12 protein-coding genes are annotated in these 13,327 nt (G+C 61.8%); 6 read left to right on the top strand and 6 right to left on the bottom strand.

What is annotated here, in order from left to right; all coding sequences use genetic code 11:
- The first annotated feature begins 226 nt into the window (after positions 1-226).
- The 5 genes from SB786_RS15950 to SB786_RS15930 all read left to right on the top strand — a co-directional run bounded on the left by SB786_RS15950 (position 227) and on the right by SB786_RS15930 (position 5,177).
- The gene (locus tag SB786_RS15950; RefSeq protein WP_395130322.1) at positions 227-1,312 is read left to right on the top strand and encodes a catalase family peroxidase; all 1,086 of its coding nucleotides are present in this window, start codon (positions 227-229) and stop codon (positions 1,310-1,312) included.
- Positions 1,309-1,845, top strand: a complete 537-nt coding sequence (locus tag SB786_RS15945; RefSeq protein WP_104013267.1) for a cytochrome b — start codon at positions 1,309-1,311, stop codon at positions 1,843-1,845. Before SB786_RS15950 ends, SB786_RS15945 begins: the two co-directional genes overlap by 4 nt.
- A gap of 220 nt (positions 1,846-2,065) precedes the next feature.
- Positions 2,066-3,217: a TDT family transporter gene (locus tag SB786_RS15940; RefSeq protein WP_410728272.1), complete on the top strand. Its 1,152-nt coding sequence runs from the start codon at positions 2,066-2,068 to the stop codon at positions 3,215-3,217.
- A 102-nt stretch (positions 3,218-3,319) separates the two neighbouring features.
- The gene (locus SB786_RS15935) at positions 3,320-4,306 is read left to right on the top strand and encodes a malate dehydrogenase (RefSeq protein ID WP_410728271.1); all 987 of its coding nucleotides are present in this window, start codon (positions 3,320-3,322) and stop codon (positions 4,304-4,306) included.
- Positions 4,307-4,370: 64 nt separating this feature from the next.
- Positions 4,371-5,177, top strand: coding sequence for an extracellular solute-binding protein (locus SB786_RS15930; protein ID WP_410728270.1), 807 nt, complete (start codon positions 4,371-4,373; stop codon positions 5,175-5,177).
- Positions 5,178-5,356: 179 nt separating this feature from the next.
- On the opposite strand, the gene SB786_RS15925 is transcribed toward SB786_RS15930, so the two are convergent.
- From SB786_RS15925 to SB786_RS15900, 6 genes are all read right to left on the bottom strand, one after another.
- A complete protein-coding gene (locus SB786_RS15925) occupies positions 5,357-6,097 on the bottom strand; it encodes an SDR family oxidoreductase (protein ID WP_104013264.1) in 741 nt (246 codons plus the stop codon).
- Between the two features lie 147 nt (positions 6,098-6,244).
- Positions 6,245-7,150, bottom strand: a complete 906-nt coding sequence (locus SB786_RS15920) for an SDR family oxidoreductase (RefSeq protein ID WP_410728269.1) — start codon at positions 7,148-7,150, stop codon at positions 6,245-6,247.
- A gap of 44 nt (positions 7,151-7,194) precedes the next feature.
- Positions 7,195-8,283, bottom strand: a complete 1,089-nt coding sequence (locus SB786_RS15915) for a HoxN/HupN/NixA family nickel/cobalt transporter (protein ID WP_410728268.1) — start codon at positions 8,281-8,283, stop codon at positions 7,195-7,197.
- A 100-nt stretch (positions 8,284-8,383) separates the two neighbouring features.
- A complete protein-coding gene (locus tag SB786_RS15910) occupies positions 8,384-9,415 on the bottom strand; it encodes a DUF4331 family protein (protein ID WP_410728267.1) in 1,032 nt (343 codons plus the stop codon).
- 214 nt (positions 9,416-9,629) lie between these two features.
- Entirely contained in the window at positions 9,630-10,907 is a 1,278-nt protein-coding gene (locus tag SB786_RS15905) for an MFS transporter (RefSeq protein ID WP_410728266.1), read from the bottom strand.
- Complete coding sequence (locus tag SB786_RS15900; RefSeq protein ID WP_410728265.1) at positions 10,904-12,226, bottom strand: sensor histidine kinase; 1,323 nt, start codon at positions 12,224-12,226, stop codon at positions 10,904-10,906. The genes SB786_RS15905 and SB786_RS15900 overlap by 4 nt, the downstream gene beginning before the upstream one ends.
- A 327-nt stretch (positions 12,227-12,553) precedes the next feature.
- Here SB786_RS15900 and SB786_RS15895 point away from each other — a divergent pair, with 327 nt between their 5' ends.
- Entirely contained in the window at positions 12,554-13,291 is a 738-nt protein-coding gene (locus SB786_RS15895) for an SDR family oxidoreductase (RefSeq protein WP_410728264.1), read from the top strand.
- Positions 13,292-13,327 lie beyond the last annotated feature (36 nt).

Below are 13,327 nucleotides of genomic sequence, written 5' to 3'. Positions count from 1 at the left end.
CGCCGCGCTTCAAAAATGCACGCTCATGGGTCTAGCGGCGTTCGGCTACTCCCCACCAGTATGGTCGAGCCGCGCGTGTCGATCTGCAATCGGCCGTGCGAACGCCAAATGGATTCCGGATATTTCCTGACATAGTCGCTTCGCCTGCTTCGCAACTGTTGCGGTAGCGGTGTCGAGACGCGAATGCGTCGCGGCCATCTACTCGATCGACCCAGGAGCATATTCAATGTCGTCTCCCGGCCCTTCCCGCCCCCCGTTTCTTGCGATAACCGCCATTGCGCTTATCGTATTCTCATCAGCTTTGGCATTCGCGTGGACTGGAGGTTGGCTTACGCCCGCCCGGTTGAGCGGCGCTGAGCTGATCGATTCACTGCAGTCCAATACCGGCAAGGTATTCCCCGGGTTTCGCCGAGCCCATACAAAAGGCATTTGTGTCGCGGGGCACTTCGATTCGAACGGTGCGGGTAGCGCACTGTCGTCGGCAGCGCTTTTCCGCGTCGGCTCGGTGCCTGTAACAGGTCGCTTCAATACCGGAGGAAGCGTGCCGACTGGTGCGGACAGCGATCAGATATTTCGTGGACTCGGCATGCGATTCGCGCTGGCCGACGGTGAAGAGTGGCGAATGGCGCTCGATCAAACGCCAATCTTCGTCGTGTCGAATCCGGCCGATTTCGTCGCACTGCAGATCGCATCGACCCCGGTTCGTGCTACGGGACAGCCTGATCCCGGCACGATGAAGGCGTTCCTCTCAACGCATCCGGAGACCCAGCGCTTCTTCGATTATCTGGAGAAGACGCCAATGTCCTCCGGCTTTGCAAACGGCACGTACTACAGCATCAACGCGTTTCGCTTCATCGACTCGCAAGGCGCAACACGATCGGTGCGCTGGCAATTCGAGCCGGAGCAGCCGTTCACGGCATTGGACAAGCGTACGGCTGCTGCACTGCCAGCAAACTTCCTCTTCGACGATCTGCTCGAACGCGTCCATGAGGGGCCGGTGAAGTGGCACCTTGTGCTCGTGCAAGCCAATTCGGCGGATCGCACCGATAACGCAACGATCGCGTGGGATGGACCACATCGACGGGTCGACGCCGGTACGCTCGTCTTCGATGCAATTGCGACGGAAGCGGACGGACATTGCCGCGACTTCAATTACGATCCGCTGATGTTGCCGAAAGGCATCGCACCATCCGACGATCCGCTTTTGCCCGCGCGCTCCGCAGCCTACTCGGTGTCGTTCTATCGACGTGCAGTGGAAGGGCCGCGCCCGGATGCCATCACTCTCGAACACGATCATGGAGCCGCGAAATGACGAGCCGAAACCCGACCTTTTCCGTGCCGGCCCGTGCGCTGCACTGGCTGATGGCGGTGCTGATCATCGCGATGCTATTCGTCGGAGCCGGCATGGTATCGACCGTTAGTGCGCGTTATCCGCAATTGCTTGCGTTGCATCGGCCGCTCGGTATCGCGATCCTGTTACTGGCGGTGATCCGACTTGGCGTGCGTTTGACGCACCGGCCACCACCGTTGCCGTCCGACATTCCACTATGGCAGACCATAGTAGCGAAGCTGTCGCATTACCTGCTTTACGCGTTGATGATTGCAATGCCGCTCATCGGTTGGGCGATGCAGTCCGCCGGCGGTTATCCGATCGTGATGTGGAAAGGCGTCGAGCTGTTTCCGATCCTGCCGCACGATATCGTCGTCTACGGTCAGCTGCGTCGGCTGCACGGGCTGCTCGCGTATGCGTTTTTCCTGCTGATCCTTGGTCACCTTGCCGCTGCGCTCGTGCACGCATGGATCCGGCGCGACGGTGTCTTCGAAAGCATGGCAGGCAGCCGATAGCGGCACGTCGGGTTCCTCCGGCGGACCGGGCGCCGGACTTGGGCCGCGTCAAGGCGCGAACGTGCGTTGGGGCGCAACCACCCGCCGGGGGCACTTGCGGGAAGGCATCGTGAGCGGGATCCATAAGTAAAAGGTATGTGATGTATGCGAAGCATGTATTTTTCGTATGGCTCACACACACCTACATTGTCGATACCCCCTCCCTTCCGAGAGAACAGCGATGAAATCGACAATGCCTAGCACGACGGCAGCCCATAGCCGACAAAATCTCGGGGACAAGATTCGGCAATTCACACCGAACTGGTTCGCGATGACGATGGGCAACGGAATCGTATTTCTCGTCATCGCCGGATTGCCGTGGCACTTTGCAGGGCAGATGACGTTGGCCCACACGTTGTGGATGGCCGATAGCGTGCTTTACGTCTTGTTTGCCGGCATGCTGTTGGCGCGCTGGATCTTCTATCCGGAGACGATTCGCCCGATGTTGCATCATCCGCTGCAGTCGATGTTCCTCGGCGCGGTGCCGATGGGGCTCGCACCCGTCATCAACGGCCTGGTGCTCTTTGCCGGCCCGCACGGAGGCGGGGCTGCGAGCCAACTGGCGTACGGCTTGTGGTGTGTGGATGCGGTGCTGGCAGTGGCCGTCGCCGTCGGTGTGCCGTACATGATGTTCACCGCACAGGATCACGCGCTCGAGCGCATCACCGCCGTGCTGCTGCTGCCGATCGTCGCGCCTGAAGTGGCTGCGTCGAGCGCCGCCGTGCTCGCGCCGCATGTCGACGCACAGACCGCGCGCTTCCTGGTGGCCGCTGGTTACGTACTGTGGGCCGTATCGGTGCCGCTCGCCTTTACCGTACTCACGGTCGTCTTCTTCCGGCTGGTGATCCACAAGCTTCCGCATCGTGATCTCGGCCCGTCCAGCTGGCTGACGCTCGGGCCGATCGGCACCGGCGCGCTGGGCTTGCTCGCGCTCGGCCACGTCGCACCGGATGCATTTGCCGGGACGCCGTTCCAGGCTACAGCAATTGTCGCGCGCGACATCGGCTTGATCGGCGCTTTGCTGCTCTGGGGCGTGGGCCTCTGGTGGCTGGCCATGGCGATGCTGTTCACACTGAAGTATTCCCGCGACGGGCTGCCGTTCAATCTCGGATGGTGGGGATTTACATTCCCGCTCGGCGTCTACACCGTCGTGACGCTCAGTCTCTATCGAACCACCGGCTTTGCCGCGTTTGCCGCGCTCGGGATTGCGCTCGCGGCGCTGCTCGGCGGGCTGTGGTTGACCGTGCTGTCCCGCACGCTGCGCGGCCTCGCCCGCGGCGAACTGTTCCACGCCCCCTGCCTCGTCGGCCGGGCACGACCCGCCACCGCCTGAACGAATCGTTGAACGCGCTCCCACCGACCGCACGTGCACTAAGCGGCCGGCCGGCGTGGAGCGATGCCATGACCATCACCGAACCTTCGAAGGAGATGCAGCATGTCCAAATCAGCACGCCGTGTGGCCGTGACCGGGGCGGCCGGTCAAATTGCCTATTCGTTGTTGTTCCGGATCGCCCGCGGCGATCTGCTCGGCGACGATCAACCCGTGATCCTTCAACTCCTGGAACTGCCGCACGCGCTCGACGCGCTGCGCGGCGTAGTCATGGAACTGGAAGACTGTGCATTCCCGTTGCTGCAGTCGGTCGAAATCAGCGATGATCCGCGCGTTGCGTTTCGCGACGCCGATTACGTGATGCTCGTCGGCTCGCGTCCGCGCGGAAAAGGCATGGAACGGCGCGATCTGCTGGCCGCGAACGCCGCCATCTTCCGTGCCCAGGGCTATGCGCTCAATGAAGTGGCGAACAGGCAGGTCAAGGTACTCGTCGTCGGTAACCCGGCCAACACCAACGCGTGGGTGGCACGCTACTACGCTCCCGACCTGCCGGCGGATGCCATTACCGCGATGATCCGTCTCGACCACAATCGCGCCGTATCGAAGCTGGCCGCCCGATGCGGCGTAGCGGTGGATGCCGTCACCCGCATGGCGGTTTGGGGCAATCATTCGCCGACCATGTTTCCGGACTATCGTCATGCGCTGATCGACCAACAGCCCGCCCCGCTGCGGGTCGGCGACGAACGGTGGCATGTCGAGACGTTCATTCCCGAAGTCGCCCGCCGCGGCACCGCAATCATCGAAGCGCGCGGTGCATCGTCTGCGGCGTCGGCGGCCAATGCAGCGATCGACCAGATGCGCGACTGGATTCGCGGAAGCGACGGCCGGTGGGTGTCGATGAGCATCGTGTCGGACGGCGAATACGGCATTCCCCGCGGCCTGATGTTCGGCATGCAGACGATTTGCAGCGAAGGTCACTATCGTATCGTCCCGGATCTTAAAGTCGACGCGTTCGCGCGTGCCCGTATCGACGCATCGATCGTGGAGCTCATGGACGAAATGCAGGCCGTGCGAACGATTCTTGCGTTGTAGAGCGATTCGAAACGCATCGAAACCGCGTGCAATTTCTGAAGCAACTCACATAAATGGACCCATCATGTTCAGCTCCTTGAAAAAGAAGACGGCTATATCATTCGTAACCCTAATGGTATCGTGCGGCGCGTTCGCTCATGAAACCGTCGATCCGACGATACGGCGTGACGCGCGAGACGGCATCGTGCGTTTGTACGGAGCCGGCGGCCCGGATACCGCGTTCCAGAAGGTTGCAAAGGTCTTCACTGACGAAACCGGTATCAAAGTGGAGGTGACGGGCGGGCCGGAGCCGATGTGGAGCCGCAAAGCGCAAGCCGACGCCGATATTCTGTGGGGGACGTCGGAAGAAGATATGGCCGGCCTGCTGGAAACCTACACGGTGTTTCAATGGAGTGACGTCGCGCCGATCTATATTCGTCCAGCTGTCATTGCCGTGAAGAAGGGCAATCCGAAACACATCCGCGGCTTTGACGATCTGCTCGCGGATGGCGTACGTATCGTCGTCACCAAAGGCGCGGGCGTGGCGAATACGTCCGGCACGGGTACGTGGGAGGACATCGCCGGCCGCATGGGACGCCTCGACGACGTGAGGCGGTTCCGGCGGAACATCGTCGGATTCGGCACGGGCAGCGGGCCGAGCTTCAGGATGTTCGTCGAAAAGGACGCGGATGCGTGGATCACGTGGCCCGACTGGCCGATTACACATGCCGACAAAGCGGATTACGTCAGCTTGCCCGCGAACAGGGCGATCTGGAGAGACGTCAATGTTGCGCTCGCCCCGGATGCCGATCCGGAAGCAAGACAGTTCCTCGATTTCCTGACCAGTGATCGGGGAGCCGCAATCATGAAGACGGAGGGTTGGGTGCGTTGAATGGATTCCGGAGTGGAACGACCAATCTACGTTGGCTGTTCCGCCCGACTATCAGTGGGCATGCATCGAATCGAGCCAGCGAGGCGAAGGCGCCTTCAGATGAAGGCGCCTTCGCGATATACAGTCCGGGATCGGCATCGATGCGCCGTGCGCGATGAACGCCGTCCCGGACTGTGGATTCAGCACATGCCGCCGTTTGCACGAACGACCTGGCCGTTGATCCACGCGCCTTCCGGGCTGGCCAGAAACGCGACGACGGCCGAGATGTCCGACGGCTGCCCCAATCGTTCGAGCGGATTCATCTTCGCCATTCGATCGATGAGCTCCGCGCTCTTGCCGGCGAGGAATAGCTCGGTGGCCACGGGGCCGGGTGCCACGGCATTGACGCTGATGCCTCGTCCGCGTAGTTCCTGGGCGAGCACCTGAGTCAGCCCCTCCACCGCGCATTTCGTCGCGATATAGACGGCATACGTCGGCAAGCGCACACCGGTAACGCTTGTCGTCAAGTTCATGATCCGGCCGCCGTCGCGAACACGACGAGCGGCCTCGCGCGATACATTGAACGCACCCTTGAAGTTGATCGCAACCGTTCGGTCAAAAGTCGCATCGTCGAAGTCTGCGATCTTCGCCTGATTCATGACGCCTGCGCTGTTGACGACGACGTCCACGCGGCCAAAAGCCTTCTCCGTCGCGTCGAACATCGCAATGGTCGCGGCCGGATCGGCGATGTCGGCCTTGACGAGCAACGCGTCGCCGCCGCTCTCGCGAATCGTTGCGGCGACTTCCTCGGCCGGCGCCGCGTTGCTGGCATAGTTCACGACGACCTTGAAGCCGTCGCGTGCGAGACGAATCGCGATTTCCGCGCCGATCCCGCGCGAAGAACCGGTAACGAGGGCTACCTTTTCGGAAGGTTGGATCATGTCATGCTCCTGGAGTGTATGCCGGGCCACTGCGAACGAAGGTTCGTCGCACGTCGGGCCCGGACGTTGGCGGGAAGATGTCGGTATCGAGATGACACATTGCTACGCCGTTACAACGACGCAGTTAAATCGATTCAGGACGCCGGCTCACGGCGATGTGCGGAGGTGCGGCGCAAGAAGGTCGGACAGTCCGACGCGATGCAACATCTCGGCGCGCAGCCGGTCGAGCACGGCGAAGCCCACGTTCGCGCCGTCTTCGGTCGGATCGACATGCACGCGGAACGGGCGCTTGCCCGCAGGCTTCGCGACTACGTCCACGATCGCATCGGCGACGAGATCCGCATGGGCGTCGGGCGGTACGATCGCGGCGAATGCCTCTTGGACTTCGTGCCCGAAGTTCTTGTAAGGGCCGGCGTCGTATTCGGCCGCGCGAGCCGTGTCCGCCGGGGCTCCGGCGTGAGCGAAATGATTCGTGCCCTGCGTAAATGCGCCAGGGACGATGATTGACGTCTCGATTCCCCAGCGCGACAACTCGCGTGCGTACAACACGGCAATCGCATCCATTGCCGCCTTCGCACCAAAATACGGTGCGAGATAGGGCGGTGTGCCGCCCGCGGCGCTGCTGCTCGATACCCACACCAGCAATCCTTGCTGACGCTCCCGGAAGTGCGGAAGGACTGCCCTGTTCACCCGCTGGGTACTGACCACGTTAATGTCGTAAAGCTGCGCATACTGCTCGGGCGTAAACGCTTCGGCCGGGCCGAAGGCCATGTGCCCGGCGTTGTGGATCAGCACATCGACGCCGCCGGCCTGCTCCAGAACGGTCGTGATTGCGCGTTCGACGGACGCGTCGGATTGCACGTCGAGTTCAAGCGTGCGCAGATCGATGCTTGCCGTGTGCGCAAGTGCGCTCATCTGTTCGGTTACGGCGGCGTTCCGCCCTGCCGTATCGCGCATCGACGCGTAGACGACGTGGCCGGCATGTGCGAGTGCCTCTGCCGTCAGTCTGCCAAAACCACTAGACGCGCCGGTGACGAGTATGACCTTGCTCATGATGGATTTCCTTTGTGGTGAGTGAACATCAAACGGGTGAAGAATCATGCGTCGCCGCCGCGTGCCCAGTGCTGTTCGATTCGTCCGAACTTCCATATCGCGACGGACACCGCCCATGTTGCGGCGAATAGGGCGACGATCGCGAAACCCATATGGTTGAGGTCGAGTGCTGGCAGCCACGTACCTGACGCGACGCGGATATGGAAGACGTTGTCGAGCAGACCCAGCATCTCGATCGTTCCGATGATGAGCGCGAAGCCGATCGAGAGGCCCGTGACGACGAGGTTGTAGTAGATTTTGCGAATGGGGTGCGTGAGCGCCCATCCGTATGCAAGCGTCATGAACGAGCCGTCGATCGTGTCGAACAGCAGCATGCCCGCAGCGAAGAGGACGGGCAGACAGAGGATCGCGTACCACGGGAGGCCCGAGGCGGCGCCCGCACCGGTCAGCACCAGGAGCGCGATTTCGGTTGCGGTATCGAATCCGAGCCCGAACAGGACGCCGACGAAATACATCTGACGGGGTTTGCGAACGATGCGCATCAACGGCGCGAGAAGCCGGCTGATCAGGCCGCGCGAGCCGAGGCATCGTTCGAGTTGCGCTTCATCGAACCTCCCGCTCCGCATGCTTCGAAATGCTGTGCAAAGATCGTAAAACGAAGCGATGTTCAACGCCGCTATCGAATAAAGGAAGACGCTGGAAACGATCGCGCCAACGGTGCTCGTCAGCATGCGCAGCGGCGAGCCGGCGTCGAGTACATGCGCCGATAGAGAATGCATGCCGAGTGCGATGAAGAGGGCGAGTCCGAACACGACGCTCGAATGGCCGAACGAGAACCAGAACCCCACGCTCGATGCCCGCTGGCCTTCACCGATCAGTTTGCGCGTGGTATTGTCTATCGCCGCGATGTGGTCGGCGTCGAACGCGTGCCGCATGCCCAGCGAGTACGCAGTGATCCCGGCGCCGATGCCGAAGGCGCGGGAGTCGACGCTGAGGTGGTGCGGAACGATAAACGCGACCAACGTACCCCAGCCAACGACGTGAAGAAGAACGATGAACATGCCGACCGCAACCCATGAAACGGTTGCGGTCCGGTGGTTTGAGAAACGACGAATGTCATGGCTCGCGGACATGGAAGCCTCGTCAAGAATGAGGGGAGAATCGGGGCCGCCGACGCCGGGCGGTCATTGGCTACCGGAGAGCGTCGGCGCCACCGCACACCGCCGAGTCGATTCAAACCTTGGGCACGTACGGGAACGTCGAGGACGGCTTCGATGTGACGGACTCTTTCCCGATTCCGAGACTGATCGGCGTATTTGCGGCGATCGAGAACATCACATCCGGTGCGTTATCGGTCATGGACCGCCCGTTCCATTGCGAGAAGCCGAATACGGCCGGCGTGCCGACCGTGTACGGCAGTACGTTCGGAAGCAGTCGGTGTGCGACGGCTGCTGCATAGCCGTCCGGGTCTTCGGCTGTTCCGTTGGCTCTCACCGCGCCCGCGACCGCCTTGATGAGCGTGGCGCCGTAGGTTTCGAAGTCGTCGGCCGGGCGGCCAGCGTTCAGCCGGTCGCCGAGATCCTCGTTGAACTGAGTGAAGAGCGGATGAATCATCGGGAGCCCGACGCGATTGATCGGTCGCCAGCCGCCACTGTCGGTGGCGAGTGTCGCGACCGCCCACACGCCGATTTTCCGGTTACCGTTTGCCGTGGCGAGCAATTCCGCGTCAGGCACTTCGAGAACGATCGAATACACGGTGTGACCGGCAAACAGGTTGCGCGCATCACGAGGTTGCCACGTGCCCAGATCGAGCGGCTGGCCGTCCTGGAACGCGTGACCGACCGCATGAAGGACATCTGGTTCGATCCAGAACGGATCCCCTGCGCGTCCGGCCCACACTCGCAGGCCGGACGGCGTCGTAATCGTCTCATCGGTGTCGCCTTGCGCAACCACGTCGCTGGCCGCATGCGGATCCGCAGCCGAAGTGCCGACGATGCGGCGCACGACGAAATGTTGTTTTCCGCTGGCTTCCCGCTCGTTAAACGTGATGCGATAGGTCACGTCCTCGATTGAGTCCTGATCGAGGTCGATCTTGAATTCATACAACCCTTCGGGGTGGTAACCAGGCGTCGGTACGTCGCCGGCAATCGAATGGCAAACGTTGATGACGAATACGGTCCCGGTCTGGCCTCGAAAGCAATACAGGTCGGTGATGTCGAGACGGATGTCCTGGCGGGCGAGCGGGGAGTCGAGGTGATGCGACATGGTTCGATCCTTTCCGTAAGATCAATGAGGATGGCGGCGGTACGGCGTCGTGGACGCCGCACCGCGATGCCTCGCGCTGGATGACGGAAAGGAGTGTGACGCGCCGACCGAACCGGCGCTGTCCGGAAAGGCAGCGCCATTTCCGATTTGCACGGCATCGATACCATGCACATGTGCCGCCGTCTCCGCGGGCTTGCGGACCGGCGGCTAGATGTTATGCGCTCGCGCTACGGGCGGTGCGAACCTGAAGAACAGCAATCAGCGTAATCGCGGCAGACACGCAGACATACCAGCCGGCAGCGGAATGCAGGCCCGTCCACGCATCAACCGAAGCAACCACGAACGGGGCTGTACCGCCAAACAGTGCGACACCGGTGGCATACACGACCGACATCGCGACGGCGCGGCCTTGCATCGGGAACATTTCGAGGATAACAACAATGCTCGGTGCACCAGCGATGGCAGACAAACCGGCGAGTAGCGCGACCACGCAGCGTAATACGAGGGGTTGCGGATGGATCGCCGCGTATTGGAATGCCGGTAGTACGGCCAGCATGGTCAAGGCACGCGACAGGCCGATGGTTCTCAATCGCCCGGTTCGATCCGCGAGCCAGCCGCCAGCCAGCGACAGACTCAGCGTGACCGCGCCGACAGCCACCGTCGTCACAAAAGCGGCGTATGCAGTCGGTGGTGGACCGGCTACGCCGACCGTGGTCGCGTAGGTCGCAACATAGGTCGGTACAGTGCCGCCGAAGATCAATGCAATCGCGATGAGCCACTGCTGCCTATACCCGACCAACGTAGTACGCACAGCGCGCCCATCGCGCGGCACCCGCCAAGTCTCGTCGATCTGGCGGCGCAAATAGAGTTGAACGGGAATGAGCATACCCGCTAGCGCGAATGGTATGCGCCAGCCCCAATGCTGAATTTGCGTGATCGTAAGAAGGTTGAATATTGCGATACCGCAACTGCCAGCTGCGACCAATGCAAGTCCCTGGCCCGCCATCAGCCATCCTGCGTAGACGCCTTTGCGCTCGGGTGGACAGCGCTCGATCAGCAACGCTCCCGACGATCCCATTTCCCCACCGATCGCAAAGCCCTGCAGGATCCGGCAGATGAGTACGGCGATCGGAGCGCCAATGCCCAGGGTCGCATAGCTGGGCGTTAACGCAACCCCAACCGAACCTGCGGTGACGAGTGCCGCGGTGAGTAGTAACGCTGGCTTGCGTCCGGCGGTGTCTGCATGGAGGCCGATCACCAGTGCGCCGATCGGGCGGGAGAGGAACCCGGCCGCGAACGTGCCAAGCGACAACATTCGGCCATAGGCAGCCGATGCGTGCGGGAAGAACGCATCGGCAATGAATGCGGCGAAGACCGCGTAACAGAAGTAGTCGAAAAACTCGACAGCGTTGGCAAGCACAACCGTGGCCAAGGTGCCCGCCGTAAGGCTGTGTGCAAACGCTTTGTCGGCATCGTTCCGAGATCGTCTCATGCGGCCTGGCCACCTTCGGGCGCAGATGCACGCGGATTACTGGTACCGAAGGCCCCTGGACAGCGCGGGACGGTGAAGCAGAAAGTCGTGCCTTGTTTACTGGTTTGCCCGATCCATATCGTACCGCCGTGAGCCTCCACGATTGACTTCGAGATCGGAAGACCCATCCCCATTCCGTCGCTCTTCGTGCTGGAAAGAGGTTGAAATATCGAGTCCGGCTGGGCCGCCGCGATGCCACTGCCCGAATCGGAGACTTCGAACAGTGTCTGCATATTGTCGTAGCGGCGCACGCGCACCGCCAGTTCGGGCGCGCGATCGGCGAGATTGGCTGCCGAGATCGCATGGATACCGTTTATCAACAGGTTGGTCAGCACTTGTTGAAGCTGAATGCGATCAGCATACGCGCGTATTCCCGGCTCGATATCCGTTGCGACGGCGATTGAATGCGCATTCGCCTCCGATGCAACCAACAGCATCGCGGATTGCACGATTTCCGCGCAATCGACGTCGGTCGCCTCGACCGGCGCACCGACGAGAAACCCGCGCAGACGCTGGCAGATGGCCGCAATGTCGTCCGTCCAACGTGCCGCGTATCGGAATGCGGCCAATGCTTCATCGATATTTGGCTCGGGCCGGTCCATCCAGCGAGCGGCTGCGTCCAGCGCGGTCCGGACCGCGCCGAGCGGCTGACCGATTTCGTGAGTAATCGATGCAACGAGCTGCCCGACCATCGACACTCTTGCGGTTCGGGCCATTTGCGCGCGCAACGCCTGCAAGCGCTCGCTGTTTTCCTTGTGCTCGGTCACGTCGAATGCATAGAAATGCAGACGACGATACTGTGCCGGGTCGGCCGGCAGCGAACACCGCCACACAATAGGCACTTTCCTGCCGGTGAGGGTCGATAGCAGGCGTTCGCCCTGGCAAAACGCCCGCCCGTCGAACATCGCGCGCAGTACCTGCGAGTTACTGATGCGATTCGCCGGAAGCAGCTTCCGCGATTGTTCGAAAAACAGCTCCTTCGATTCAGCGTCGAAAAGTGCGAGCGCGGCGCCGTTTGCGTCAATGAAGGCGTGCAGCTCGCGCAGCTCGTCGATGACTTGCGGATGGGCGTCGACGTAGGCTTCCAGATCCGTCACGCCACATGCCTTGAGCGAGTCGACCCACGCTTTGATGCCGGACCAGTCTTCTATAAGAATCGGTATGGGCGCGTCGCGAAACAGCGAATCCGCTTCGACGCGCGCTTGCGTCGCAGGGCTCGACGACGGGTTCGAAGCATTCCGTGTCGACCGGCTCGTCGACTTTCCGTTTGATCCGTTCATGGGGCGAGTTCGAATACGTGTGAAGCGAGGTCGAGCACCGCTGGGTGTCGCGGACGAAGGCGTCGCGGGAAAGGTGCGGCGATTATACAAAACCATAATTTCCTGAGAACGGGCGGCTGCGAATCGTTGCGTGGGCGCGGCATTCGGGCATGTCGCCACGGTGCGAACCGACCGACCGCGCGTCTCTAGGCTTCTTCGCTCAAGTGCGTTGTGGCTGCTCTGGCTCAATAAACGTGCGAATCGAAAAAGAGCGGATCGGTGGCAACTGCATATTGGTGCGGGCATCGGGCTGTGCCGGTGCGTCACATCAACCGAAAGGAGCCAAATATGTCGGAAGTAGTGAAAGTTGCGCTTGTCACCGGAGCGTCGGGTGGCATCGGCAAGGCGGTCGCATTGCGCCTCGCGGCCGACGGATTTGCGATCGTGGGCAACTACGCTGGAAATGCCGCCGAGATGGACACGCTCATCTCGGAGATCACCAGCCGAGGCGGTCAGGCAATCGCGGTCAAGGGCGATATCAGCGCGGTGGACGACGTCGCCGCACTCTATGAACGTACGCTGAATGCGTTCGGACGGCTCGATGTGGTCGTCCATTGCGCGGGCATCATGCCGCTTGCGCCTATCGGCCCGGACGGTCTGGACGTATTCGACAGGACGATTCGGGTCAATCTGCGCGGCAGCTACCTGGTCATGGCGCATGCCGTGTCGCATCTGGGCGCCGGCGGCCGTATCGTCGTCTGTTCCAGCAGTGTCGTCGCGAAGTCTTTCCCCAACTACGGCGCGTACATCGCGTCGAAGGCGGGCGGCGACGGACTGGTGAGAGTGCTGGCGAACGAGATGCGCGGACGGGGGATTACTGTCAACGCGGTCGCACCTGGGCCTGTCGCGACCGAGTTGTTCCTGAAAGGAAAGACGGACGAGCAGATCGAGCGGCTCGCGCACCTTGCACCGCTCGAGCGGCTCGGCGAGCCGGACGATATTGCCCGGGCGGTAGCGTTTCTCGTCGGCGAGGACGGCCAGTGGATCAACGGTCAGATTCTTTACGCCAACGGTGGTTTTGCTTGATGTATCGGACGCCTTCGGCGAGCGGTCGCGAAGGCG

Origin of the sequence: Burkholderia sp. SIMBA_062 (assembly GCF_046534765.1) — a bacterium.
Lineage (GTDB): Bacteria > Pseudomonadota > Gammaproteobacteria > Burkholderiales > Burkholderiaceae > Burkholderia > Burkholderia ambifaria.
The sequence above is the reverse complement of the archived record's forward strand: the minus strand, read 5'-3'. Positions and strand labels throughout refer to the sequence as shown.